The organism is Bradyrhizobium sp. CCGUVB1N3 (genome assembly GCF_024199925.1).
Lineage (GTDB): Bacteria > Pseudomonadota > Alphaproteobacteria > Rhizobiales > Xanthobacteraceae > Bradyrhizobium.
Window position 1 is genome coordinate 9,477,112 of record NZ_JANADR010000001.1, and the last position, 24,654, is coordinate 9,501,765.

At 65.0% G+C, this 24,654-nt stretch carries 23 protein-coding genes; 14 read left to right on the forward strand and 9 right to left on the reverse strand.

Annotated features, from left to right (window positions below; genetic code table 11):
- The first annotated feature begins 11 nt into the window (after positions 1 to 11).
- Complete coding sequence (locus NLM33_RS44660) at positions 12 to 3,767, forward strand: lipopolysaccharide assembly protein LapB (RefSeq protein ID WP_254105003.1); 3,756 nt, start codon at positions 12 to 14, stop codon at positions 3,765 to 3,767.
- Positions 3,768 to 3,944: 177 nt separating this feature from the next.
- Here NLM33_RS44660 and fliP read toward each other — a convergent pair whose 3' ends face one another.
- Positions 3,945 to 4,700: a flagellar type III secretion system pore protein FliP gene (gene fliP / locus NLM33_RS44665; protein ID WP_254105004.1), complete on the reverse strand. Its 756-nt coding sequence runs from the start codon at positions 4,698 to 4,700 to the stop codon at positions 3,945 to 3,947.
- The gene (locus tag NLM33_RS44670) at positions 4,697 to 5,635 is read right to left on the reverse strand and encodes a flagellar biosynthetic protein FliO (RefSeq protein WP_254105005.1); all 939 of its coding nucleotides are present in this window, start codon (positions 5,633 to 5,635) and stop codon (positions 4,697 to 4,699) included. Before NLM33_RS44670 ends, fliP begins: the two co-directional genes overlap by 4 nt.
- 350 nt (positions 5,636 to 5,985) lie before the next feature.
- On the opposite strand from NLM33_RS44670, the gene flgB reads away from it, so the two are divergent.
- The 10 genes from flgB (at position 5,986) to NLM33_RS44720 (ending at position 15,039) form a co-directional block, all read left to right on the forward strand.
- Positions 5,986 to 6,390: a flagellar basal body rod protein FlgB gene (gene flgB / locus NLM33_RS44675; protein ID WP_254105006.1), complete on the forward strand. Its 405-nt coding sequence runs from the start codon at positions 5,986 to 5,988 to the stop codon at positions 6,388 to 6,390.
- A 75-nt stretch (positions 6,391 to 6,465) separates the two neighbouring features.
- A complete protein-coding gene (flgC, locus tag NLM33_RS44680; protein WP_254105007.1) occupies positions 6,466 to 6,891 on the forward strand; it encodes a flagellar basal body rod protein FlgC in 426 nt (141 codons plus the stop codon).
- Between the two features lie 17 nt (positions 6,892 to 6,908).
- On the forward strand, positions 6,909 to 7,217 hold the full coding sequence (gene fliE, locus NLM33_RS44685; RefSeq protein WP_254105008.1) for a flagellar hook-basal body complex protein FliE: 309 nt from the start codon (positions 6,909 to 6,911) through the stop codon (positions 7,215 to 7,217).
- A gap of 115 nt (positions 7,218 to 7,332) precedes the next feature.
- On the forward strand, positions 7,333 to 7,596 hold the full coding sequence (gene fliQ, locus NLM33_RS44690) for a flagellar biosynthesis protein FliQ (RefSeq protein ID WP_007612284.1): 264 nt from the start codon (positions 7,333 to 7,335) through the stop codon (positions 7,594 to 7,596).
- Positions 7,597 to 7,613: 17 nt separating this feature from the next.
- Complete coding sequence (gene fliR / locus NLM33_RS44695) at positions 7,614 to 8,384, forward strand: flagellar biosynthetic protein FliR (protein ID WP_254105009.1); 771 nt, start codon at positions 7,614 to 7,616, stop codon at positions 8,382 to 8,384.
- A gap of 7 nt (positions 8,385 to 8,391) precedes the next feature.
- Positions 8,392 to 9,471 (forward strand): flagellar biosynthesis protein FlhB, encoded by a 1,080-nt coding sequence (flhB, locus tag NLM33_RS44700; protein WP_254105010.1) that lies wholly within the window; start codon positions 8,392 to 8,394, stop codon positions 9,469 to 9,471.
- A gap of 155 nt (positions 9,472 to 9,626) precedes the next feature.
- Entirely contained in the window at positions 9,627 to 12,200 is a 2,574-nt protein-coding gene (cckA, locus tag NLM33_RS44705) for a cell cycle histidine kinase CckA (RefSeq protein WP_254105011.1), read from the forward strand.
- 144 nt (positions 12,201 to 12,344) lie between these two features.
- Entirely contained in the window at positions 12,345 to 13,316 is a 972-nt protein-coding gene (locus NLM33_RS44710; RefSeq protein ID WP_254105012.1) for a TIM44-like domain-containing protein, read from the forward strand.
- A 148-nt stretch (positions 13,317 to 13,464) separates the two neighbouring features.
- Positions 13,465 to 14,151 carry a lectin gene (locus NLM33_RS44715; protein WP_254105013.1) on the forward strand — a complete coding sequence of 229 codons (687 nt, stop codon included), beginning with the start codon at positions 13,465 to 13,467 and terminating at the stop codon, positions 14,149 to 14,151.
- Positions 14,152 to 14,331: 180 nt separating this feature from the next.
- On the forward strand, positions 14,332 to 15,039 hold the full coding sequence (locus tag NLM33_RS44720; protein ID WP_254105014.1) for a glutathione S-transferase: 708 nt from the start codon (positions 14,332 to 14,334) through the stop codon (positions 15,037 to 15,039).
- A 1-nt stretch (position 15,040) separates the two neighbouring features.
- Here the strand turns inward: NLM33_RS44720 and NLM33_RS44725 are convergent, their stop codons facing one another.
- The 3 genes from NLM33_RS44725 to NLM33_RS44735 form a co-directional block, all read right to left on the reverse strand.
- Positions 15,041 to 15,715 (reverse strand): isoprenylcysteine carboxylmethyltransferase family protein, encoded by a 675-nt coding sequence (locus NLM33_RS44725; protein ID WP_254105015.1) that lies wholly within the window; start codon positions 15,713 to 15,715, stop codon positions 15,041 to 15,043.
- 81 nt (positions 15,716 to 15,796) lie between these two features.
- Positions 15,797 to 15,970: a hypothetical protein gene (locus tag NLM33_RS44730; protein ID WP_254105016.1), complete on the reverse strand. Its 174-nt coding sequence runs from the start codon at positions 15,968 to 15,970 to the stop codon at positions 15,797 to 15,799.
- A 109-nt stretch (positions 15,971 to 16,079) separates the two neighbouring features.
- On the reverse strand, positions 16,080 to 16,559 hold the full coding sequence (locus tag NLM33_RS44735; RefSeq protein WP_254105017.1) for a hypothetical protein: 480 nt from the start codon (positions 16,557 to 16,559) through the stop codon (positions 16,080 to 16,082).
- Positions 16,560 to 16,811: 252 nt separating this feature from the next.
- Between NLM33_RS44735 and NLM33_RS44740 the strand changes: the two genes are divergently transcribed.
- From NLM33_RS44740 to NLM33_RS44750, 3 genes are all read left to right on the forward strand, one after another.
- Positions 16,812 to 18,467 (forward strand): fumarate hydratase, encoded by a 1,656-nt coding sequence (locus tag NLM33_RS44740; protein ID WP_254105018.1) that lies wholly within the window; start codon positions 16,812 to 16,814, stop codon positions 18,465 to 18,467.
- 135 nt (positions 18,468 to 18,602) lie between these two features.
- Positions 18,603 to 20,561, forward strand: coding sequence for a DEAD/DEAH box helicase (locus NLM33_RS44745; RefSeq protein ID WP_254105019.1), 1,959 nt, complete (start codon positions 18,603 to 18,605; stop codon positions 20,559 to 20,561).
- 542 nt (positions 20,562 to 21,103) lie between these two features.
- A complete protein-coding gene (locus NLM33_RS44750) occupies positions 21,104 to 22,165 on the forward strand; it encodes a fatty acid desaturase (RefSeq protein ID WP_371930085.1) in 1,062 nt (353 codons plus the stop codon).
- Positions 22,166 to 22,452: 287 nt separating this feature from the next.
- On the opposite strand, the gene NLM33_RS44755 is transcribed toward NLM33_RS44750, so the two are convergent.
- From NLM33_RS44755 to NLM33_RS44770, 4 genes are all read right to left on the reverse strand, one after another.
- Positions 22,453 to 22,749 (reverse strand): hypothetical protein, encoded by a 297-nt coding sequence (locus NLM33_RS44755; protein ID WP_254105020.1) that lies wholly within the window; start codon positions 22,747 to 22,749, stop codon positions 22,453 to 22,455.
- Between the two features lie 105 nt (positions 22,750 to 22,854).
- Positions 22,855 to 23,409, reverse strand: coding sequence for an inner membrane-spanning protein YciB (locus tag NLM33_RS44760; protein WP_254105021.1), 555 nt, complete (start codon positions 23,407 to 23,409; stop codon positions 22,855 to 22,857).
- Between the two features lie 15 nt (positions 23,410 to 23,424).
- On the reverse strand, positions 23,425 to 23,994 hold the full coding sequence (locus tag NLM33_RS44765) for a hypothetical protein (RefSeq protein ID WP_254105022.1): 570 nt from the start codon (positions 23,992 to 23,994) through the stop codon (positions 23,425 to 23,427).
- A 76-nt stretch (positions 23,995 to 24,070) separates the two neighbouring features.
- The gene (locus tag NLM33_RS44770) at positions 24,071 to 24,553 is read right to left on the reverse strand and encodes an MAPEG family protein (protein WP_254105023.1); all 483 of its coding nucleotides are present in this window, start codon (positions 24,551 to 24,553) and stop codon (positions 24,071 to 24,073) included.
- Positions 24,554 to 24,654: the final 101 nt, after the last annotated feature.

Consider the following 24,654-nt stretch of genomic DNA (forward strand, 5'->3'; position numbering starts at 1 on the left):
AAATGCCGCCAATGGCGCGACAGGCTGCCGCTGGATTTTGGTCGCGAGCCCGCGCCTTGGTATTGACCTCGGCGCCGGGCGCGCGCCGTCATGTCCGCGCGCTGTCCACACTGGCCGCCTGCCTGTTGGTGGGCCTGGCTTCGCCTGCGCGCGCCGAACCGGTGCGGGGCGAGGCGACGTTCTCGGCCGCCGGCGGCTTTGCGCGCCTCGTCATCAAGCTCGGCGAGGACGTTTCCTCCGAGGTGACGACCGCGGGCTCGATCCTGATCATCCGCTTCGAGCGACCGGTCGATGTGCCGGTCGATCGCATCCCGGAGGGAGCACCCGACTACGTCAATTCCGCGCGGCGCGATCCCGACGGCGGGGCGATCCGGCTGTCGCTGGCGCGCCGCGTCACCGTCAATACCATGAATGCCGGCGAGCGGACCTTCGTCGACCTTCTGCCCGAGGGTTGGAAGGGCGCGCCGCCGAGCCTGCCGATGGACGTGGTGAAGGAACTCTCCGATCGCGCGCGTGCCGCCGAGCGCGCGCTGCGCGCCCAACGCGTGGCCGCCGAGACCAAGAAGCGTCCGCCGATCCGCGTTCGCGCCTCGGTGCAACCGACCTTCGTGCGCTTCGTCTTCGAGATGCCCGACGGCGTCGGCGTCTCTTCGGTGCTCAACGAGCAGAAACTGACGCTCGCCTTCAACGCCAATCTCAACTTCGATCTCGCCGACGCGGTCGTGGCAGCCCCGCCGAACGTGGCCTCGATCAAGCAGAAGGCCGACATCGACCAGACCAATGTCGAGATCGCGCTGATCGGCGAGGCCGACGTGCACTCTTTCCGCGACGACAAGAACTATGTCGTCGACGTCGCCTTCCAGCCGGACAAGAACAAGGCCGCGACGACGGCCGAGCAGGTCCTGGCACCGGCAAAGCCGGCCGCGGCCCATGGACCGCATGCGGCGGCCGAGAAGAAGGAGATGCCGCGCGAGCTCGCGCCGCCCACCTCCGAGGCCATCGCGCGCGAGGCGAAGATCGAGGTGAAGCCTGAGGCGGCGGGCGCGCCGCCAGCTGCCGAAGCGCCGAAGCCCGCGCCGGTGCAGGCCGCGCCCGAACCTGTTGCGGCTGAAGCTGCGCATCCGGCCGAGACGCCGAAACCTGCGCCAGCGGCTGCAGAGGCCGCGGCGCCGGCTGCCGCGCCGAAACCCGCGGCACCGATGGCGGCCGAAGCGCCGAAGGAGCCGGTGAAGGAGGCCGCGAAGGAGCCGGTCAAGGACGCGCCGAAGGACATGGCGAAAGCCGCACCAGTCGAGGCGCAGGCTGCGGCCGTCTCGCAAGACGCCGCGCCGAGCGTCGATGCCCGCCGCGACAGCGACGGCCTGCGCGTGACGTTCCCGCTCTCGGTCGCAACCCCCGCCGCCGCGTTCCGTCGCGGCGACACGGTCTGGCTGGTGTTCGATACGCAGAAAGCCATCGATGTCGAGCCGATCCGCGCCAAGGGCGGCGCGATGATCGGCGAGGTCAGCCGCACGCCGCTCGACAAGGGCCAGGCCATCCGCATCCGCCTCAACCGGCCGCTGGTCTATTCGCTGTCGAGCGAGGAGAACGGCAAGGAGACCAACTGGCTCCTGACGCTCGCCGACAAGATCCAGGCGACGCCGCTGCCGTTGATGATGATGCGCAACATCACCGACCCGGCGCTCGCCAATATCGCGATCCCCTTCGCCAATCCGGGCTTGCTGCACAAGCTGACCGATCCCGACGCCGGCGACACCCTCTATGTCGTCACCGCGCCACGGCCGGTTCGTGGCTTCATCAAGCGGCAGGACCTGGTCGATCTCTCGCTGCTCGAATCCGCGCACGGCATCGCCATTCGTCCGAACTCCGACGAGGTCGGCGTCGAGGTCGGCTCCGACAAGGTGATCCTCGGCAAGAAGGGCGGGCTGACGCTCTCGCCGGTTGACGTCTCCGCCGAGCGCGCGCCGACCGCGGTGCGGCCGGTCTTCAACATCGAGGAATGGCGCAAGGGCCAGTCCGAGCTGTTCATGAACCGGCAGAGCGCGCTGGTCGCCGCGATCGCGGCGGTCGAGCCGGCGCAGCGCTCGATCCCGCGCCTTGACCTCGCGCATTTCTACATGTCGCGCGCCATGTATCACGAGGCCAAGGCGATCACCGACGTCATGCTGAACGATTCCCTCAACAAGGAGGAATCCTCGGCGCTGATCATGCACGCGATCTCGAGCATCCTGATCGGCCGGCCGGGGCAGGGGCTGAAGGATCTCGCCAATCCCGTGATCGGCAACAGCCACGACTCGCAGCTCTGGAAGGCGCTCGCCTATGCGCGCCAGGGCAAATGGGCGGATGCTCGCGAGAAGTTCAAGAACGTTGAGTTCGCCATCGCCTCGCTGCCGCTCGACGTCCAGCGCATCGTGACGATGGATGCGATGCGGGCCTCGCTCGAGGTGAAGGACTATGCCGGCGCCTCCAAGCGGCGCGGCGAGCTCGAGGTTGTCGGCGTGCCGCCGGACATGGCGCCGTCCTTCGCGGTGCTGCGCGGCCGGCTCGCCGAAGCGCTCGGCCACGACAAGGACGCACTCGACGACTACAAGTTCGCGGTCGGCTCGGACGACCGGCCGGCGGCCGCCGAGGCCAAGCAGCTCGAGGTGGCGCTCCGCCAGAAGCGCGACGAGATCACCAAGGACGACGCGCTGCGCGAGCTCGAGACGCTGGCGATGACCTGGCGCGGCGATGCCATCGAGGTGAAGACGCTCCAGTTGCTGGCGCGGATGTATGCCGACATGGGGCGTTACCGGGATGCGCTCGCCGCGGCGCGCACCGCGACCAAGCTCCAGCCGAATGCGGACGCCTCGCGCCAGGCGCAGGACCTCGCGCAGGAGCTGTTCGCGCAGATCTTCCTGAGCTCCAAGGGCGACGATCTTCCGCCGATCGAGGCACTCGGGATGTTCTACGAGTTCCGCGAGCTGACGCCGATCGGCCGGCGCGGCGACGAACTGATCCGCAAGCTTGCCGATCGCCTGGCGTCCATCGATCTGCTCGACCAGGCCGCCGAGCTCCTGCAATACCAGGTCGACCACCGCCTCGAGGGTGCCGCGCGCGCGCAGGTCGCGGCCCGTCTTGCCATGGTCTATCTCGCCAACCGCAAGCCCGACATGGCGATCTCGGCGCTGCGCGCGAGCCGCATCAGCGATCTGTCCGGCGAATTGCGTCAGCAGCGTCTGCTGCTCGAGGCGCGTGCGCAGAGCGACGTCGGCCGTCATGACCTCGCGCTCGACATCGTTTCCAACGTCGCGGGCCGCGAGGCGATCCGCCTGCGCTCCGACATTTTCTGGGCGGCGCGGCGCTGGCGCGAATCCGCCGAGCAGATCGAGCTCTATTACGGCGAGCGCTTTCGCGACTTCAAGCCGCTCAACGCGGTCGAGAAGAGCGACGTGATCCGTGCCGCCGTCGGCTACGCGCTTGCCGACGATGCGATCGGGCTGTCACGCTTCCGCGAGAAATACGCGCCCTTGATGAGCGAGAGCTCCGACCGGCTCGCCTTCAACATAGCGAGCAAGCCGGCGGCCGCCTCCAGCGCCGAATTCGCCGAGATCGCGAAGCTCGCTGCCAGCGTCGACACGCTTGACGGCTTCCTGCGCGAGATGAAGCAGCGCTTCCCCGATGCCACCGCCCGCGCGCCCATGCCGCCGCAGGCCAAGGACGAGACCGAGCACACCGGCTCGCTGCCCGCGATCCCGCCGGTGAGGCAGATCAAGATGACCCGCTAGGCCCTCTGACCATCTCGATCCTGCGCGACGGCGACAGCGGGGAGTTCCGCGCCAAGGCCGACCGGGCCACCATCGACAAGCCCGGCTACCCCGAATGTGTCGTCATGCTCGTGCAGATCGGGCATCACCTCAGCAAGCACTATGACGTGAAGGGGTAGAGGACCTCGCAACGAGGCGTCAGCCCCCGTAACTCTGCACCAAACTCCCTGCCACCAGCGACCAGCCGTCCACCAGCACGAAGAAGATCAGCTTGAACGGCAGCGACACCACCGCCGGCGGCAACATCATCATGCCCATCGACATCAGGACCGAGGCGACGACGAGGTCGATGATCAGGAAGGGCAGGAACAGGAGGAAGCCGATCTCGAAGGCGCGCTTCAGCTCGGAGATCATGAAGGCGGGGATGAGGATGCGGAGCGCGAGCTCGTCCGGCGTCGCGGGCGGTGCTTCGCCCGAGAGGTCCATGAAGAGTTTCAGATCCTTCTCGCGCACGTTCTTCTGCATGAAGCCGCGCAGGGGGACTGAGGCGCGCTCGAGTGCGGCCTCGACGGTGATCTGGTTGGCGACCAGCGGCTTGATGCCGTCATCATAGGATTTCTGCAGGACCGGTCCCATCACGAAGAAGGTGAGGAACATCGCGAGCGCGATGATCACCGAGTTCGGCGGCGCGGTCGCGGTGCCCATGGCGGTGCGCAGCAACGACAGCACGACCACGATGCGCGTGAACGACGTCATCATGACCAGGATCGACGGCGCGATCGACAGCACCGTGAGCAGCGCGATGAGCTGGATCGCGCGCTCGGTGACGCCGCCGCCACCCTGGCCGCCGAGATTGATGCTGATGTCCTGCGCATGCGCAGGCGCCGCCAGGAGAGCGGCGCCGATCAGGACAGGAAGGAAAAAAACTCTACGCGGGAAAGCCGGGCGTCTCACGAAGACGGCTTCGGACGGCCGAGGAGCGAGGCCATCTCGTCTTCGAGATTTTCAAAGCTCGTCTTTGCGGGCGCAGCCGGGGCAGGTGCCTCGTTGCGCGACGGGCGCACCGCGGGTGCCGGCGGCTCGGGCGCAACGGGAGGCGCGACCGTCTCGCCGGCGGGCCGGCGCAGTGCGGCCTCGAGTCGCTGCGCCATCTCGGCGAGATTCTGCTCGGCGCTCGAGGGCCCGGCCGGGGGCGGAGGCGCCGGCGGGGCAGGAGGTGCCGGGGGAGGCGGTGGCGGCGCGGCGGCGCGCACCGGCGGAACCTTCGCCGGCTCGCTCTGGCGCGGGGGACGCGGCATCATCGGCTCGCTGCGCGGGACGCGCGGCGGCATCGGCTCGGGCCTCGCCTGCGGCTCGCGCTCGGGGCGCGGCGCGATCGGTTCGGCGCTGAAGCCGGCGAGCGGATCGCTGCGGCGCTCGGTGAGCGCAGGCGCGGGGCGGCGCACTTCGTCGGCGAAGGAGGGGCGCGCAGGCCGCGGCGGCGGCTCGGGCATCTGAGGCTCGGAGTGGTCGAGCAATTCGGGGCGCGGCGAGGGCTCATCCCAGGCGGCAGGTTCGGGCATCGGGGCGAGGCGCGGCGGCTCGGCATTCCCCGACCGTTGCGGCAACTGATCGCGACTCGGGGCGGCACGCACGATGTTGGGCTCGACGACGATGTCGGTCGGACCGCCGATCATCAGGAGATGTTCGACATTGTCGCGCCGGACCAGCACCAGGCGGCGGCGTCCGTCGACGGCGGCGGCATCGATCACGGCAAGCCGGGGCATCCGGCCGCGCTGCGTGTTGGCGCCCAGCCGGTTCGTCGCGAATCGGCGAACCAGCCACGCGGCCAAGCCGATCAGCGCCAGAACGACGATGAACGCGAAGATAAAGGTCAAAGGGCCTTGCATACTTGTCCCCGGCATATGGCGCTTGTCTCATGCGGCCAATGGTCGAAATCCATCCCGACCAACAGCTCGCGACGCCCCAGAAGTTCGATCCCTTAACACCCAACGGCAAGTTCTGCCGTCCCCAGTTCTTAATAACCCATGAATCGTCCGATCCAAAACGACTTCTTGGGGATTGTTCCGGAGCCAAGCGGTTGGGTTAACGAGTATTTTGGAGGCGTAGAATCACGGGGACGAAACTTTGGCGTCTCAAGGAGGGACATCTGCCGGTGACATCTTAACCAGCCGTTAACCATACACGCGGCAAATTCTGCCTAGCTCCGGGTCTGATCCGGGGCAAGGAGCCGCAAGCCATGTCCATCAACGACCTCCCGGTGCTCTCGGCGCTTCGCACCAAGATGCAGTGGCACCAGGAACGCCAGCGCGTCCTGTCCGAGAACGTCTCCAATTCCGACACGCCCAGCTTCCGGCCGCGCGACCTGGTCGAGCCCAAGTTCGATAAGGCCGGCGCGGTCACCGGCTCGATGGGGCCGATCGCGATGGCCCGCACCAGCGCCTCGCACATGACGCCGTCGGGCGCGCCGTCGAGCTTCGACCAGAACAAGAATGCGGGCTTCGAGACACGCCCTGCGGGCAACGCGGTCAATCTCGAGGAGGAGATGATGAAGTCCGCCACGAACCAGATGGATTACGCGGCCGCGACCTCGCTCTACTCCAAGAGCCTGCACCTTCTGAAGACAGCAATCGGTAAGGGCTAGAGCATGATCCGGAAAAGTGTGCAGCGGTTTTCCGAAGAGATCATGCTCAAACCAAAGAGCTAGCGGAGGCGCATCATGGCGAATGACAGCAGCGACTTCGCCCGTTCGATGGCGATTGCGACCTCCGGCCTGCGCGCGCAGGCCGGGCGCATGCGGGTGATCTCGGAGAACATCGCGAACGCGGATTCCACCGCCCAGACCGCCGGCGGTGATCCCTACCGGCGCAAGGTGCCGACCTTCTCCTCCGCGCTCGACCGCTCGCTGGACGCACAGGTCGTCACTCTCGGCAAGATCAAGCCCGACCAGTCCAACTTCCGCGTCAAATACGAGCCGAATAATCCGGCCTCGGACGCAAGCGGCAACGTCAAATATCCGAACGTGAACTCGGTGGTCGAAATGACCGACATGCGCGATGCGCAGCGGTCCTATGAAGCCAATCTCAACATCATCAGTGCGACGCGCCGGATGATCCAGCGCACGCTCGACATCCTCAAGGCCTGAACAGGAGGCTCAAAGCCATGGCTTCACCGACGATTGCTGCCAACGCCTATGCCAACCTCGCGCGCGTGCTGGAAAACAGCGCCGCCGGCAAGGGATCGGAGACGAACGGCCCGTCCTTCGCCGCGCTGCTCAAGGACTCCGTCGGCAGCGTCATCGAATCCGGCCGCAAATCCGATGCGCAGACGGTAGCCATGGCGAGCGGCAAGGCCAACGTGATGGACGTGGTGACGGCGGTCGCCGAGACCGACGTCGCCGTCTCGACGCTGGTGTCGGTGCGCGACCGGGTGATCCAGTCCTACGAAGACATCATGAAGATGGCGATCTGATCTTCTGTACGTCATTCCGGGGCGGTGCGAAGCACCGAACCCGGGATCTCGAGATTCCGGGTTCGCGCTGCGCGCGCCCCGGAAAACTGATGGGTTGTAAGGCGAGAATTCAACAATGACCGGACCTGAAACGCTTGACGTTGCCCGCGATGCGATCTGGACGATCGTGATCGTGTCGTCGCCGTTGATGGTGGTGGGGCTCGTGGTTGGTGTCGTGGTGTCGCTGTTCCAGGCGCTGACGCAGATCCAGGAGCAGACCCTGATCTACGTGCCGAAAATCCTCGCGATCTTCGCGACCATGCTGCTGGCATTACCCTTCATGGCCGATGCGCTCCATTCCCACATGCTGCGGATATCGTCGCGAATCATCGGCGGCTGATGCAGTATGCGTAAACCATGCGCATCGACGTCTCGCTGCTGCCGGCGCTCGCCGCGGCCTTCATGCTCGCCTTCGCCCGGGTCGGCGCGATGGTGATGCTGCTGCCGGGCCTCGGCGAGACCAATATTCCGACGCGCATCAAGCTGTCGATCGCGCTGCTGCTCACGCTGATCATCCTGCCGCTACATCGCAACGCCTACCATGTCGACATGGGCTCGATCGCCTCGCTCCTGGTGCTGATGCTGCATGAGATCGCGATCGGCATCGTGCTGGGCGCGACCGCCCGCGTGACGCTCGCCGCCCTCCAGGTCGCCGGCGCCGTGATCGCGCAGCAGATGGGGCTCGGCTTCGTCACCTCAGTCGATCCGACGCAGGGCCAGCAGGGTGTGCTGGTCGGCAACTTCCTGACCATGCTGGGCGTGACGCTGCTGTTCGCGACCGACAGCCATCACCTCGTGATTGCTGCGCTCAACGACAGCTATGCGATCTTCGCGCCGGGCGAGACGATGGCAAGCGGCGATGTCGCTTCGCTGGCGACGCGCGCCTTCGCCGCCGCGTTCCGTCTGGGCTTGCAACTCGCCGGGCCGTTCCTGGTGTTCGGCCTCGTCTTCAATATCGGGCTTGGCGTGCTGGCGCGGCTGATGCCGCAGATGCAGGTCTATTTCGTCGGCGTGCCGCTCTCGATCTTCGCCGGGTTTCTCGTGCTCGCCGTGGTGCTCGCGGCGATGATGGGCACGTTCCTCGATTACTTCATCGGTGTCATGCACCAGATGATGCCGCTGAAGTGAGGGATTGATGGCGGACGACAACGATCCCGAGAGTCAAACAGAAGACCCGACACAGAAGCGCCTCGAGGAGGCGCTCGAACGCGGCGACGTCGCCAAGAGCCAGGAGATCAACACCTGGTTCATGATCGCGGGCGGCACGCTCGTGGTCTCGACCTTCTCGGGCTCGATCGGCAGCGGGCTGGTGACGCCGATGCGCAACCTGCTCGCCAATTCCTGGATGATCAAGACCGACGGCGGGAACCTGCTCGCGCTGATGCAGCAGATCGAAGTCGCGGTTGTCGCCGCGATCGGCGTGCCATTGCTGATGCTGGTGCTGGCTGCGATCGCCGGCAACATGCTCCAGCACCGCCTGGTGTGGTCGGCCGAATCCCTGAAACCCAAATTCAGCAAGCTTTCGCCTGCAGCCGGCCTCAAGCGCATCTTCGGCAAGCAGGCGGCGGCGAACTTCCTCAAGGGCATCGGCAAGCTGATCGTGCTCGGCGCGGTCATGACCATGATCCTGTGGCCGGAGCGGTACCGCATGGAGGCGATGGTCAAGCTCGACCCGGCCGCCATGTTGGGCGCCACCACCAGCATGACCATCCATCTGCTCGGCGCAGTGGTCGCGGCGCTCGCGATCATCGCCATCGCCGACTATTTCTTCCAGTATCGCAGCTGGTTCCAGCGGCAAAAGATGTCGCTCCAGGAGATCAAGGAAGAGTTCAAGCAGTCCGAAGGCGACCCGCACATCAAGGGCAAGATCAGGCAGTTGCGGCAGCAGCGCGCCAAGAAGCGCATGATGGCGGCGGTTCCAAAGGCCTCCGTGATCATCACCAACCCGACCCACTATTCGGTGGCGCTGTCCTACGAGCGCGGCATGCAGGCGCCGATCTGCGTCGCCAAGGGCGTCGACAATCTCGCCTTCAAGATCAGGGAGGTTGCCCGCAACCACGACATCCCGATCGTCGAGAACGTGCCGCTGGCGCGGGCGCTCTATGCCACCGTAGAGATCGACAAGGAAATCCCGGTCGAGCACTACCATGCTGTTGCCGAGGTCATCGGCTACGTCATGCGGCTGAAGCGCGGATTTGGCGCCGGACGGCAATAAAGCACCCGAAAAGTACCGGAAATGGCCGTAAACTGGGAATCAGCGTACGTTTCGTCCCTGCCGCCCTTGCGCCTGCGGGTCCGATTCAGGCAGGGAGGGCCCGTTGCGCGCGGTTCGCGCGTTCTTTTCCTGCCGACAGGCTACGCCCACCTGAGATGACCGCCGAGACCGACCACAACCTGTCACGCGAACCTGTTGCGGTGCATGAGCAGCCGCAGCGCTCGGGCAGCATCGCGCTGGTGTTCCTGGTGGCGGCGACGCTCGTGGCGGTCGCCGTCGGGCTGATGACGCTCGGCCGGACGCAGGCGCAGCCCTATATCCTCGGCATCCTCGCCGTGCTGGCGATGGTCGGCCTGTTCAACCTGTTCGCCTTTGCCGCCGGCATCGTTCGCTTCGCCGATCGCAATCTCGACGATCCCATCATCGCACGCATCTCCGATCATGCCTTTGACGGACTTGCGGTGACCGATCCGCGCGGGCATGTCGTCTATTCCAATGCGGCCTATCTGACCATGACCGGCGCTTCCGGCCCGCAAGACGTGCGGCCCGTCGAGCGCGTCTTCATCGGCAACCCGGATGTGTCGGAGGCCGTGTTCCGCCTGCTGAAGGCCGCGCGCGAAGGCAAGCGGCAGCAGGAGGAGGTTCGCATCTCCGGCCATGACGGCAGCCAGGGGCGCTGGCTGCGCATGCGGGTGCGCCCGCTCGGCACGGGCAAGCGCGAGGCCAGATATGCGGTGTGGTCGATCGCCGACATCACCCGCGACCGCGAGCGCCAGGAGGACGTGTTCCAGGAGCTCCAGCATGCGATCGAATATCTCGATCACGCGCCGTGCGGCTTCTTCTCCGTCAATCCGGCCGGGGAGCTCGCCTACGTCAACGCGACGCTAGCCAACTGGCTCGATTACGATCTCGCCGAGATCGGCTCGGGCGGCCTCAAGCTCATCGACATCGTCTCCGGCGACGGCGCCTCGCTGCTGACCTCGATCGTGGCGGTGCCGGGCGAGGTGAAGACGGAAGTCTTCGACATCGACCTGCGCATGCGCACGGGCAAGACCATGCCGGTGCGGCTCTATCACAAGCTGGCCTTCGGAGCCGACGGCACGCCGGGCCCGTCGCGCACTCTCGTGATCAGCCGCGCCCGCGACGAGCGCAGCGATCCCGATCGCGCTGCCGAAGTGCGCTTCATGCGCTTCTTCGACCACACGCCGATGGCGATCGCCACCGTCGATCGCGGCGGCAATGTGGTGCGGGCGAATGCGCGCTACGCCAAGCTGGCGCAGGGCCTTGGCCTGGACAGCGCCAGCAAGTCGATCTTCCGCGCGATCAATTCGCGCGACCGGCAGTTGCTGATCGCGGCGATCAACCAGGCCGCCGAAGGGAAGGGCGACATCGCGCCGGTCGAGGTGGCGCTGGAGGGGACGAAGGAGCGCTGGGGACAGTTCTTCGTCACGCCGGTCGACGAGGGCGAGAACGACGCCGAGGCCGCGATCGTCCACATGCTCGAGACCACCGAGCGGCGTGCGCTGGAGAACCAGATCAACCAATCTCAGAAGATGGAGACGGTCGGCCAGCTCGCCGGCGGCATCGCCCACGACTTCAACAACGTGCTGTCTGCCATCATGATGGCGAACGACTTCCTGCTGAACGCGCACAAGCCGACCGATCCGTCGTTCCAGGACATCATGCAGATCAAGCAGAACGCGACGCGCGCTGCGACCCTGGTGCGGCAGCTCCTCGCCTTCTCGCGCCGTCAGACGCTGCGGCCGCAGGTGCTCGATCTCGGCGATGCGCTCTCCGATCTCACCATGCTGCTCCGCCGGCTGATCGGCGAGAAGGTGAAGCTCGATCTCGTCCACGGCCGCGACCTCTGGCCGGTCAAGGTCGACGTCTCCCAGTTCGAGCAGGTGATCGTCAATCTCGCCGTGAACGCGCGCGATGCGATGCCTGACGGTGGCAAGTTGATCATCCGCACCGCCAACGTCGCCACGGAGGAAGCAGGCAAGCTCGCCTACAAGGGCATGCCGGCGGCGGATTATGTGCGGATCGAGGTCGCCGACACCGGTACCGGCATCCCCGCCGACATCCGCGACAAGATTTTTGAGCCGTTCTTCTCGACCAAGGAGGTCGGGAAGGGCACGGGTCTCGGGCTGTCCACCGTCTATGGCATCGTCAAGCAGACCGGCGGCTTCATCTACGTCGATTCCGAGCCGGGCAAGGGCACCTCGTTCCACATCTTCCTGCCGCGCCATCATGCCGAACCCGAAGCGCAGGTCGAGACGCCGACCGCCGTTGCCGCGACGAATGGCGCGGCCAAGGAAGCGCCCGCGGCCGAAGCCAAGCCGCGCACCGACCTCACGGGGCAGGGTACCATCCTGCTCGTCGAGGACGAGGAGGGACTGCGCGCGCTCAACGCGCGCGGCCTGCGCTCGCGCGGCTACACTGTGGTCGAGGCCGAGAACGGCGTCGAGGCCATGGAGGTGCTGGACGAGCAGAGCGGCGCGATCGATCTTGTCGTCTCCGACGTCGTGATGCCGGAAATGGACGGCCCGACGCTTCTGAAGGCGATGCGGGAGAAGAACCCCGACATCAAGTTCATCTTCGTCTCCGGCTATGCCGAGGATGCCTTCGAGAAGAGCCTGCCCGAAGGCCAGCAGTTCGACTTCCTGCCAAAACCGTTCACGCTGAGCCAGCTCGTCGCCGCCGTGAAAGAGACGATGAAGGCGGGGTGAGCTGGGGGATCGGGCGATGGCGCCGCATTCCTACTCGCAAATAACAGGTAATTCCGCACCACCCCGCGACTGAGGGCCGCAGCCGCAGGTTCCGAAACCGGCTTCACTTTTGCGTTCCACTGCCCATCTTAATGCCACCTCCCCATGCCGGGGATTTGGGAAACGCACATGGATTTCTCGTTACGCAGCCGCAGTCTCGTGAAGGCGATTGCCGTCGTGCTGGCGCTGGCGCTGCCGACCGCGCTCGCGATCACCTCCGCCGACGCCCGCGTCGGTGGCGGCCTCTCGTCGGGCTCGCGCGGTTCGCGGACCTTCTCCGCACCGCCGTCGACCTCGACCGCCCCGGGCACGGCCACCCCCTTCAACCGCACCTATAGCCAGCCGGGCGCGAACTCGACCGCGCCGATGGGGGGCGGCATGTTCAACCGTCCGGGCGGCAGCATGCTGCGCGGACTCGCGGCGGGCTTCATCGGCGCCGGCCTGTTCGGACTGCTGTTCGGCGGCGGCCTGTTCGGTGGCCTCGGCGGCCTGTCGTCGATCCTCGGCCTGATCCTCCAGATCGTGCTGGTCGTGTTCCTGGTGCGCATGGCGATGTCCTGGTGGCAGCGCCGTCACACACCACAGGCGGCCTATGCGGGGGCGGGCGCAGCCAGCGGACCGCAGCCGAGCTATCGCAGCGGACTTGGTTTCGGTCTTGGCGCCAACAACGCGCCGCTGGAGATCCAGCCGGCCGATTACGAAAGCTTCGAGCGCCTGCTCGGGGATATCCAGGCCGCCTGGTCGAACGAGGATGTTGCAAAATTGCATACGCTCGCGACGCCGGAAATGGTCGCCTATTTCGAGAAGGATCTGACCGAGAACCGTGCCCGCAACGTCGTCAACAAGACTTCCAACGTGAAGCTGTTGCAGGGCGATCTGGCGGAAGCCTGGCGCGAGGACGTGACCGACTATGCCACCGTCGCGATGCGCTTCGCGCTGACCGACAAGACGGTCGATCGCAACACCGGCGCAATCGTTGCCGGCAGCGAGCAGCCGACCGAAATCACGGAGGTGTGGACCTTCGCGCGCCGGCCCGGCAGCAACTGGGAACTGTCGGCGATCCAGCAGACCAACTGATCGCCTTGCGACCTCTGGAACAAAGGCGTCGTGCTCCGGCACGGCGCCTTTTTGTTTGGGTACTTCACGTCGCGGCGGCGGAATAATGCGGCGCGCCTCGGGTTCGAGTCAGGCGGCGGCCAAAATAAAATCACAACCGGAGGAAGCGATGACCCGTTTCGAGAGACCGACGACATTCCCAAGCTTCGCGTTCGCCGTGGCTGCGCTCGCCTTGCTCGCGGCACCGTCTGCTCAGGCACAATCGGCCGACATGACCTTCTTCGTCACCTCCAGCGGGCCCGGCAAGGGCGCCGATCTCGGCGGCCTCGATGGCGCCGATGCGCAATGCCAGAAGCTCGCGCAATCCGCCGGCGCCGGCACCAAGACCTGGCACGCGTACCTTTCGACGCAGGCCGCCGACGGCAAGCCCGCCGTCAACGCGCGCGACCGCATCGGCAAGGGTCCCTGGCAGAATGCGAAGGGCGCCGTCATCGCCAAGGACGTTGCCGATCTGCACAGCGCCAACAAGATCAACAAGGAGACGTCGCTGACCGAGAAGGGCGAGGTGGTGAACGGTTTTGGTGACCAGCCGAACCGGCACGACGTCCTGACGGGATCGCAGCCCGACGGCACGGCCTTCGCAGGCACCGACGATCGAACCTGCAAGAACTGGACGTCCAGCACGCAGGGAGCGGCGATGGTCGGCCATTCCGACGTCAGCGGTCCGGCCACGAACCCGACGGCTAAATCCTGGAATACCGCACATCCCTCGCGCGGTCCCGATGGCGGCTGCTCGCAGGCCGACCTGAAGAGCACCGGCGGCGACGGGCTGCTCTACTGCTTCGCGGCGAACTAGGGGAAGTCATTCCGGGGCCTGCGTGATCGCGAACCCCAATGCGCAATTGCGCATTGGGGAATCTCGAGATTCTCAGGTGCGCAATTGCGCACCATAGTTCGATGCTTCGCATCGCCCCGGAATGACGGAGACTGTGATCGTCTGCTAAACTCGTCGCAGATAGATCACGGATAATCCCTCATGAAATACGAGCTCTATTACTGGCCCGAGATCCAGGGCCGCGGCGAATATGTGCGGCTGGCGCTGGAGGAGGCGAGGGCGGCCTATGTCGACGTGGCGCGCGGGCCGCGCGGCACGGCTGCGATGATGAAGATGATGGATGCGCAAGGAGGAACGCCGCCCTTTGCGCCGCCGTTCCTGAAAGCCGGCAAGCTCGTCATCGGCCAGACCGCCAACATCCTGCTTTATCTAGGCAGCCGCCGCGGCCTCGCGCCAAAGACCGAGGCCGGCAAATTATGGGTGCATCAGCTCCAGCTCACGATCGCCGATTTCGTGCTGGAGATCCACGACACCCATCATCCGCTTGGGCCGTCGCTCTACTATGAGGACGCACGGCCGGCTGCGAAGAAGCGCACCGCCGAGTTCTGGAAGGAGCGCGTGCCGAAATATCTCGGCTATTTCGAGGAGCTGCTCGATGCCAATGGCGGCATCTACCTCACCGGCCGCAGGCTCACCTACGCCGACCTCTCGCTGTTCCAGATCGTCGACGGCCTGCGCTATGCGTTTCCAAAACGCATGCGCGCCTTCGAGAAGGAAATCCCCGACCTCGTCGCGCTACGCGACCGCGTCGCGGCGCGGCCGAACATCAAGGCCTATCTCGCAAGCGAGCGCCGCATTCCCTTCAACGAGCAGGGCATCTTCCGCTGCTACAAGGAGCTCGACACGTAAGCTACCAGACGCCCGGCAGCAGCCGATGGCGCACGCGCAGCGCATAGTCGGCATAGCCGGGCAGGCCCTGGATCAGCGTGCGCTCCTCGATACGGATGCGGATCGCGAGCAAGACGAGGAACAGCGGCACCATCGCGACGCCCCACCATGAGCCGACCAGCAGCGGCACGCCGAGGAAGAACAGCACCATGCCGCTGTACATGGGATGCCGCACATAGGCGTAAGGTCCGCTCGAGACCACGTGCTGCGCGCGCTCGGTTTGCAGCTTCACCACGGGTGCGGCGAATGAGTTCTCGCGAAACACCCAAAGAATGCAGGCCGTCGAGAGCAGGCTCAGCACGAAGCCTAGCACCTGCAACGCGACTGGCACGTCAGAGGCGAGCCACCGCCGGTCCAGCCCCATCGTGACCAGCCAGGCCAGCATCGCCAGGATGAATACGGCCATGAAGACCTTGTCGGCGGCCGGCTGGTCTTTCTGGATGACCGGGCGGAGGCGTTCGGCGAGCAGCGCCGGATCGAGCCGGTATAGCCACCAGCCGCAGACCGGGCCGAGCAGCGCAGAGGCGATCAGCCACACCCACAGGGAGGGCCAGTCCAGCGTGCCGGCGCCCGCAAACATCAGCGCGCCCATCGCGACGACGACGATCGAGTTCTGCAAGAGCAGTCTTGCGATCATGCGCGGTTCCCTGCAATTCGCGCATGATGCTAGCGCCGCTATCTGGCAAAGATGCGGCCTGAAGGCTGGCGAAAGCCGAGGTTAGGCGTACTGATCGATCCGCGTGCCCTGGCCCGGCGGCAGCGGCGGAGCCGGCGGCGGCTGATAGCTGGAATCGGAATCGTTAGCCTTGGTCTGGTCGTCCTGCTGCTTGGACGTGTCGTAGTTTGGCACCACGACCGCGATCGGAGGCGGCGTAACGCTGGAAACACTCATCCGCAAATCCTCACAGATTGAAACACGCGAGCATGACCCGCGGGAGCCGAAACTTCCGTGAAGCAGATCGTTAAAATGCGAGGGATTTGAGCGCGCTTGCGCTATCCGCCTACTCGTCCTTCGGCCGCGTAATCGCGATCGAGGCTTCGGTCTTGGTGCGCGCGCACTCCATGTTCAGCCGCTTGTAGCGCATCGACACCTTGTCGCCGCGCAAAATGCCCATGCGCTTCAGGCAGCGCGTCGCACCGGTCGAGGTGTCGTCCTTCGGCAGCGTGAAGATGATCGCCGCCGCCGAGGCGACGAGATCATAAAACTGCGGCGTCGGCCGTCGGTCGCCCTTGGCATAGAGCTCGTTGGAATAGGTCTGGCCCTGCGCACGACAGCCGAGCGACAATTCCTTCGCCGCCGGATGGGTGAGATAGATGATGTTGGCGGCCTTGAAGTTGACCTTCAGCCCGTCGATGCCGTTGCCGAGCTGCTTTGCGATGTCGTCGCACTGGTCCGCGCGAGCGGGGGAGGCGAAGACCACAAGGCCGGTAATTGCGGCGGCAAGCAGGATCGCGCCGCGGACGTTCAAGTTCAATGTCATGATGAAAAGCCCCTTCGGGGGCGCATTCAACCGTCGGCGGGACCGAAGTGCAAGGGGTGCAACGCGGCGCGGTTGTGCAGAGGCAGCGGACCGTGACCGCCGAACGACAGCGGCCGGAACGAGCGGACCGGGACAGCGAATCGGGATGGCCGGACGGCACAGAGCTCCCTTCCTTTTGCGCCGAAAATGCGCTTAGAACGCTTCCATGCCAGGGGCCTGCAAGAGGGCTCCGAAAACCCCGAGATCGCCCCCATGAACGCTCCCACCGCCTTTCCCGACCAGTCCCAGCCTGTTCCGCCCTACAAGCACACCCCGCTGTTTCCGCTCGGCAAGGACGAGACGCCCTACAAGAAGATTTCCAGCGAGGGCGTGCGGGTCGAAAAGGTCCTGGGCAAGGACATGCTGGTGGTGTCGCGCGAGGCGCTGCGGGCACTGTCGGAGGCGGCCTTCGGCGAGATCAACCACTATCTGCGGCCGGGGCACCTGAAGCAGCTCCGCGCGATCCTGGAGGACGGCGAGGCCAGCCCGAACGACAAGTTCGTCGCGCTCGACTTCCTGAAGAACGCCAACATCGCCGCCGGCGGCGTCCTGCCGATGTGCCAGGACACCGGCACGGCGATCATCATGGGCAAGAAGGGCTGCAACGTCATCACCGACGGTGCGGACGAGGCAGCGCTCTCGGAAGGCGCGCGCGACGCGTACCTCCGCCGCAACCTGCGCTACTCGCAGGTCGCGCCGCTGTCGATGTATGAGGAGAAGAATACCGCCAACAACATGCCGGCGCAGTGCGAGATCTACGCCGAGGGCGACGATGCCTACAAGTTCATGTTCATGGCGAAGGGCGGCGGAAGCGCCAACAAGAGCTTTCTGTTCCAGGCAACCCCCTCGGTGCTGACCAAGGACCGGCTGCTCGCCTTCCTGAAGGAGAAGGTGCTGACGCTGGGCACCGCGGCGTGCCCGCCCTATCACCTTGCGATCGTGATCGGCGGCACCTCCGCCGAGCTCTGCATGAAGACGGTGAAGCTCGCTTCCGCCCGCTATCTCGACGCGCTGCCGACCCACGGCTCGCCCGACGGCAACGCCTTCCGCGACGTCGAGATGGAGCAGGAAATCCACAAGATGACGCAGTCGCTCGGTGTCGGCGCGCAGTTCGGCGGCAAGTATTTCTGCCACGACGTGCGCGTGATCCGCATGCCGCGCCATGGCGCCTCGCTCCCGATCGGGCTCGGCGTGTCCTGCTCGGCCGACCGCCAGGTGCTCGGCAAGATCACCAGGGACGGCATCTATCTCGAGGAGCTCGAGCACAACCCCGCGCAGTATCTGCCGCAGGTCGAAGAGACGCTCGGCGGCGAGGTCGTCAAGATCGACCTCAACCAGCCCATGAAGGACATTCTGGCGACGTTCGCGAAATATCCGATCAAGACGCGGGTCTCGATGACCGGCACCATGATTGTCGCGCGCGACTCCGCACACGCCAAGCTGCGCGAGCGGCTGGAAAAGGGCGAGCCGCTGCCGGATTACTTCAAGAACCATCCGGTCTATTACGCGGGTCCTGCAAAAACACCCGAGGGCTATGCCTCCGGCGCGTTCGGCCCGACCACGGCGGGCCGCATGGATTCCTTCGTCGACCAGTTCCAGGCCGCCGGTGGCTCGATGGTGATGGTCGCCAAAGGCAACCGCGCGCCGGCCGTGCGCGAGGCCTGCAAGAAGTATGGCGGCTTCTATCTCGGCTCGATCGGCGGCGCCGCGGCGAACCTCGCCGAGCACTGCATCAAGAAGGTCGAGGTGCTCGAATATCCCGAGCTCGGCATGGAAGCGATCTGGCGCATCGAAGTGGTCGATTTCCCGGCGTTCATCATCGTCGACGACAAGGGCAACGACTTCTTCAAGGAGTTGAACCTGGGCTAGCACGCGTCCTCGTAAGAGTTCGCAAAAGCATCCTGATCAAGTTGCCACGCGTGCGGCCGCCCGTCGGCCGGGCGCGCGGCTTCGATTCGTTAGGCCGGACCAGCTCCGCCTGAACCAACCAAGGCTATTCGTCTCGTGTCATTCTCGACCACAAGTCCGCCGCTCGCTCGCGCTCTCGCCGAGCGCAACTACGACCGGCCGACCCCCGTTCAGATCGCCGTGCTTGCGGCCGAAGCTGTCGGCCGCGACCTTCTCGTTTCGGCCCAGACCGGCTCGGGCAAGACGATCGCCTACGGGCTCGCCATTGCAAAGAATCTGCTCGGCAGCCTGGAGCGCTTCGAGCGGGCTGCCGCACCGCTTGCCTTGATCGTCGCGCCCACTCGTGAGCTCGCCTTGCAGGTCCATCGCGAGCTCGCATGGCTCTATCAACATGCGGATGGGCGCGTCGTCTCTTGCGTCGGTGGCATGGATCCGCGCCGCGAACAGCGCGAGCTTGCCGCCGGCGCTCACATCGTGGTCGGGACGCCCGGCCGATTGAGCGATCACTTGCGGCGCGGCCATCTCGACATCTCGGAATTGAAGACCGTCGTTCTCGACGAGGCCGACGAGATGCTCAATCTCGGTTTTCGCGAGGATATGGAATTCATCCTCGAGACCACGCCGGACACGCGCCGCACGTTGTTGTTCTCGGCGACCTTCCCGCGTGGCATCGTTGCGCTGGCAAAGCAGTATCAGCAACAGGCGTTTCGGATCGAGGTCGCCGGCGACGAAGGCGGTCACGCCGATATCGAGTACCGCGCCATCCGGATCGCCCCCGGTGACGTCGAGCATGCGGTCGTCAACGTCTTGCGTTTTTTCGAGTCGCCGAGCGCACTGGTGTTTTGCAACACGCGAGATGCCGTCAGGCATTTGCAGGCGGCGCTGCTCGAGCGTGGTTTTTCCGTGGTCGCGCTCTCCGGCGAGTTGACGCAGAACGAACGGACCCAGGCTCTGCAGGCGCTGCGGGATGGACGTTCCCGCGTCTGCGTGGCTACCGACGTGGCGGCGCGCGGCATCGATCTGCCGAGCCTCGACCTCGTCGTTCATGCGGATCTGCCGAATGATGCGGAGGTCATGCAGCATCGCTCGGGCCGCACCGGCCGTGCGGGCCGGAAGGGTGTCAGCGTCCTGCTGGTGCCACCCGCACGACGACGGCGTGCCGAACTGCTGCTGAACCTGTCCGGCACTGACGCCGTCTGGGGCACCGCTCCGCAGGCGGACGAGATCCGCAAGCTCGATCACGAACGCATGCTGAAGGATGCGGTGTTCGCCGAGGAGACCACCCCCGACGATCTGGTACTGGCGCAGGCCCTGCTTGCCGAGCGGTCGCCTGAGGACATCGCCGCGGCGCTCGCGCGTCTCTATCGCGCGCGGCTTCCATCGCCCGAAGACATTCTCGATCCCGGTGAGGGGAGCGGCCGGCCGCGCGACGGGCGCGGTCGAGACAACGCGGGAACGTCGCGCGGCGATGACCGTCCCGCAGGGCCCCGATCGAAGACGGGAAAATCTTCGTCGCGCCACGGCATGGCGGAGGCCAGCGTGTGGTTCCGCGCCGCCATTGGACGAAGAAAGAACGCGGAGGCGCGCTGGCTCTTGCCGATGATTTGCCGTCGCGGCGGCATCGACAAGCGTGACATCGGCGCCATCCGGATTATGGACACCACCACCGAGTTCGAGATTTCCGAGCGGGTCGCGGAATCCTTCGCCGTCAAGATCCGGCGTCCGGACAAGGAAGACAGCATCCGCATCGAGCCGATGGCAGATGCTCCCCAGGGCCAGGCGCCTTCGGACAAGCGCACACACGCGCCCCGACGCGAGGCCGGCGATACCGATCACAGTGCTCGTCGCAGCGACCATTCCCGGGACGCGACAGGGCCAAAGCAACGCGGCAAGCCGCACGGCGACAGCGGGTCGAAATTCCCCAGCGAGCCGAAATTCGGGAAGAAAAAGAAACACCGGGACAAGCCCAGTCACGTCGAGCAATCGCGGCCTGCAAGCGCTTGGCCTGCGAAAGGTGCCCCTGGAAAGAAGGCAAAGAAAAATCGTCGGGACTAATCCGTCGCCGTACAAAGCAACACCGAGAGGCTCGGCGATGTTCTACTTAAGCTGAACGAGACATGGTTGAGCCAGCTCCGCCGTGATTGTGAGACCAGCCATTTGGAGCACAAGATCACCAAAGCTTCGAAGTAAGACTGCTGGGTCCTGCGGCGGTGCGTCTGGGAGCTGGGGCGATCAACCTGCTGCGACAGCTATCGTATACAGTCCGCATGGCAGAGCCGGTCGACCGCGTTCTTGCGTAGCCAAGATCCAAAGCGGACATGGGCAAGCCGGAGGTCGCAGACCTTGACGTGGTTCCAATTCATGTCTATATCGCGCCCACTCGATAGATGGCCGACGACTTGGGCCGCTTCGCCTCGCTACTGACGGCGCGCACGTTTCAGACCCCTTCTCCAAAAATCGATCGACTGAAGAAGGGTGCCGATCCCTCGGCGCCTAGGTCTTACGTGTACAGTGTCAGTGAAAGGATATTCTCTGTGAGCTGCGAGGCTGAGAAGTCAGTCCACCCAGCGCGCGATTGGTAGGCTTCGGATATCATCGTGAGTGTTAAACATAACTCAGGTCTGGCGTCGCCCGACACGCGACATTGGACGCGCATTCTCGGCGGCTATCGGACACCAAATCACGTGCGCAGCATTGCCGAGCTGGCGATCACGGCATTGCCGCTCGTGACGTTATGGACTGCAGCTTGGTTCACATTCTCCATTGGCCATGCCTGGGCTTCATTGCTCATCGCGGTTCCTGCTGCTGGCTTTCTCTTGCGCCTGTTCATGATCCAGCACGACTGCGGCCATGGCACCTTTTTCGCCAATCGTCTGGTGAACGACTGGGTCGGCCGCGTCATTGGGGTGCTCACGCTGACGCCTTACGACTGGTGGCGCCGCACCCACGCGATCCATCACGCCACCACCGGCAACCTCGACCGGCGCGGTATCGGCGATATCGATACCCTGACAGTGCGCGAATACCAGGCCCGTTCGCGGTGGGGCCGTCTGAAATACCGACTTTACCGCCACCCGCTGGTCATGTTCGTGCTCGGACCAGCCTATCTGTTTCTCCTGCAACACCGCCTCCCGGTCGGCCTCATGCGTGACGGTTGGCAGCCTTGGGCCAGCACAATGGCAACCAATCTCGGCGTTGCCCTGATCGCCGCCGCCCTCACATGGTTCATCGGTATCAAGGCGTTCCTGCTCGTACATCTCCCGATCATGCTGCTCGCCGCCACGGCCGGCGTATGGCTGTTCTATGTTCAACATCAGTTTGAGCAAACAGCGTGGGAGTGCGACGAGCGCTGGAATCTGCATCAAGCCGCCCTATACGGCAGCTCACATTACGATCTTCCGGTGTTGCTGCGCTGGTTCACAGCCAACATCGGCATCCACCACGTGCACCATCTCTGCAGTCGTATCCCCTTTTACCGGCTGCCGCACGTGCTGCGCGACCACCCGGAACTGCGCGAGGTCGGTCATATAACGCTTCTGCAGAGCTTCGGGTGCGTAAGGCTTGTGCTGTGGGACGAGGCTCAGCGCCGCCTGGTGTCGTTCCGTGAAATCAGAGCTCGAGAGTTGCAGGACGCGGCGCCAAAGCTCGCTGGACCATAGCCGATTTTGATACCGGCACGGTTGGCACATTGCCTGGGTCAGGGGCTCGAGGCATCAACGTCGCCTGTTGGCCCTCAGTGACATGATCGTGCTGTAGTATCGATTGCGATTAAGATCTTAAGTTGCGTGCGCGATGTTGCTCGCGGCCTCACCCGCGACATATCCCGCAGGCACCAGGGCGAGCGCGCTTGCGCGCCACGCCGGTTCGTTGCATTCGCGCGAGCCGCTCCTGCTGTTGGGACGGACAGGACGGCCGCAGCAGCAGAGAGCACGCTTGGGTAAAGAGGTTAGGCCCGCGTGCCGGTGAAGGGGAAGCTGCCCATCGGGCCGATGCCCATCTCACCGCTCATGCTGTCGCCGGAGACCTTGCCGATGAATTCGAGCGTCAGCGGCATCGGATTGGTGATCGAGACTTTCCAGTTGACGGCATCGCCGCTGACCGCACCGTCGAAGATCTCGGCGGTGTTGCCTTCCGCGCCCTGCGTGCCCGTGAGCGTGCCGTCCGAGCTCGTCAGGCTCAGCGTCGCCTGGCGCTCACCCATCGGCGTCGTCATGGTCAGATTCCAGTTGCCGTCCACAGCCATTCCCGTCTCCCTAAACTGTCGTGGTGAGCCCGCGTCGCGCGGTCCGTCCAGAGTTGAGCGTATAGCCCAACTCAATGCCGCTGCCTAACGCTCTCTTCGCCGCAGTCAGGCGCGGGCGGCGGCGCGCAGGCGGCCGGTGATGATGATGCGGAAGATCACGTATTGGATGGCGAACGCCGCGATCTTGGCGCCGACGGCGACGACCGACACGTAGAACGCCCACAATTTGAGATCGCCGGTCCAGGCGACCGCGATGGTGCCGGCGCCGAGCACGAACATCAGCACCGCCCAGGCGTAGCCTGCGGCTGTGACATATTCCGGAATGACGTCGGTCACCCGCGCCGGCATATAGCGCAGCATCCAGCCGGGCTTGAGCATGATCGCGCCGATCGCGAAATGTGCGATCGAGGGCTTTGCCAGGACGAAGCGCGGATCATGGGTGAGAATGGTGGCGGTCCCCAGCACGATGACCAGCGCGAGCGAGGCGTAGGTCATGTAGCCGAGCGAGTTGCCCTTGACGCGGGCATAGATCACCTGCGCAATTGCCCCTGTAACCGCCAACGACGTCGCCAGGATGATGTTGTCGGTTGCGAGATAGATGATCAGGAAGACGATGGTCGAGAGGAAATCGGAGGCGAGGCGGGCGAATACGTCCTTCATCGTCGGTCCTGTCGGTTAGGAGTTGGGCAGTGCGACGGGCGCACCGTACTTGATCCTGCGGTACTCGGGGTACCACTTCGTGAAATACATCGCGCTGTTGCGGGCGGCAAAGGCCACTGCGAGGCCCGACCAGATCGGCAGGCCCGGCACGTAGAGCAGCACGACGTTGGAGGCCATCATCAACAGCGCGGCCGCGGTCCAGGCGGCGGTGATCGTGTAGTTGGCGCGCAGGAAGCCCGGCATCGCGGCGGTCTCGGCGGGGACCTCTTCGAGGGCATATTGCAGCGTGAACGGGTGGCGAGCCAGCATCGAGCCGAGCGAGATCACGAAGATGCCGGCATCGACCGAAACCTTCACCGCGAGCGCGCTCAGCAGCGGATTGAGCAGCGCGAGATAGATACCGATGCCGGCGAACAGGATCGCCGATCCGGCGGCGAGGATCTTCACCGAGCGGCCACGCACCACATCGATCGCGATGGTGGCAAGGCAGATTGCAGAGGCCGTGAGCACGCTGACCTTTGCCGATGCCAGGAACATCAGGAAGCCAAAGGCGCCATAGGGGGCAAGGATCAGGAAGATGGTCATGAGCCGCCTCGGTCAAGTCAATCTTTACAATGTAAAGATCAATAGTTCAGGCCAAAGCAAGGGTCAAGTGAAATCTTTACAGTGTCAAAATGATGTGAATGACTTGTAAAAAGTGAATTGCAGCAATGGCTTGCACCGCAGCTTCGTCGGCGACGTCGCGCCAGGGTAGCTGCGACAGGATCGTCAAGGCACACGTGATCAACAGGCTGATGGTGATGACAATGCCGCCGACGCGGCCGATCTGAAACCGGAGCGAGTTCGGCGCGGCGGACAGGCCGAAGGGATGGATCAGCCGCGACAGCAAAAGTGCGCCCATCAGGAGGTGAACGCGCAGTGCTGAGGCGCCGGACATTTCGATCATGGCCACCATCAGCGTGATGATCGGCACATATTCCATGAAGTTGCCGTGCGCGCGGATCGCGTTGCGCAAGCTCGTGTTGCCGCCGTCGCTGAAGGCGGCCTTGTTGCTCCGCCGCAGCCGGATCACTTGCAGCGCGAGGACGGCGTAGATCAGGGCGAGGATCGCGAGATAGAACGCGGTGATGGAGGGCATGTGCATGTGAGGCTTCCTCGTGAGGCACGGCATGCTTTTTCAACGGTGTCATTCCGGGGCGCGCCACTTGGCGCGAGCCCGGAATCCATCGTGCCGCATCAGGCGCG

Coding starts and splice junctions, on each gene's coding strand:
- NLM33_RS44660 (WP_254105003.1), top strand. CDS start 12: ATGGCGCGACAGGCTGCCGCTGGATTTTGGTCGCGAGCCCGCGCCTTG.
- NLM33_RS44670 (WP_254105005.1), bottom strand. CDS start 5,635: ATGCAAGGCCCTTTGACCTTTATCTTCGCGTTCATCGTCGTTCTGGCG.
- flgB (WP_254105006.1), top strand. CDS start 5,986: ATGTCCATCAACGACCTCCCGGTGCTCTCGGCGCTTCGCACCAAGATG.
- flgC (WP_254105007.1), top strand. CDS start 6,466: ATGGCGAATGACAGCAGCGACTTCGCCCGTTCGATGGCGATTGCGACC.
- fliE (WP_254105008.1), top strand. CDS start 6,909: ATGGCTTCACCGACGATTGCTGCCAACGCCTATGCCAACCTCGCGCGC.
- fliQ (WP_007612284.1), top strand. CDS start 7,333: ATGACCGGACCTGAAACGCTTGACGTTGCCCGCGATGCGATCTGGACG.
- fliR (WP_254105009.1), top strand. CDS start 7,614: ATGCGCATCGACGTCTCGCTGCTGCCGGCGCTCGCCGCGGCCTTCATG.
- flhB (WP_254105010.1), top strand. CDS start 8,392: ATGGCGGACGACAACGATCCCGAGAGTCAAACAGAAGACCCGACACAG.
- cckA (WP_254105011.1), top strand. CDS start 9,627: ATGACCGCCGAGACCGACCACAACCTGTCACGCGAACCTGTTGCGGTG.
- NLM33_RS44710 (WP_254105012.1), top strand. CDS start 12,345: ATGCCGGGGATTTGGGAAACGCACATGGATTTCTCGTTACGCAGCCGC.
- NLM33_RS44715 (WP_254105013.1), top strand. CDS start 13,465: ATGACCCGTTTCGAGAGACCGACGACATTCCCAAGCTTCGCGTTCGCC.
- NLM33_RS44720 (WP_254105014.1), top strand. CDS start 14,332: ATGAAATACGAGCTCTATTACTGGCCCGAGATCCAGGGCCGCGGCGAA.
- NLM33_RS44725 (WP_254105015.1), bottom strand. CDS start 15,715: ATGATCGCAAGACTGCTCTTGCAGAACTCGATCGTCGTCGTCGCGATG.
- NLM33_RS44730 (WP_254105016.1), bottom strand. CDS start 15,970: ATGAGTGTTTCCAGCGTTACGCCGCCTCCGATCGCGGTCGTGGTGCCA.
- NLM33_RS44735 (WP_254105017.1), bottom strand. CDS start 16,559: ATGACATTGAACTTGAACGTCCGCGGCGCGATCCTGCTTGCCGCCGCA.
- NLM33_RS44740 (WP_254105018.1), top strand. CDS start 16,812: ATGAACGCTCCCACCGCCTTTCCCGACCAGTCCCAGCCTGTTCCGCCC.
- NLM33_RS44755 (WP_254105020.1), bottom strand. CDS start 22,749: ATGGCTGTGGACGGCAACTGGAATCTGACCATGACGACGCCGATGGGT.
- NLM33_RS44760 (WP_254105021.1), bottom strand. CDS start 23,409: ATGAAGGACGTATTCGCCCGCCTCGCCTCCGATTTCCTCTCGACCATC.
- NLM33_RS44765 (WP_254105022.1), bottom strand. CDS start 23,994: ATGACCATCTTCCTGATCCTTGCCCCCTATGGCGCCTTTGGCTTCCTG.
- NLM33_RS44770 (WP_254105023.1), bottom strand. CDS start 24,553: ATGCACATGCCCTCCATCACCGCGTTCTATCTCGCGATCCTCGCCCTG.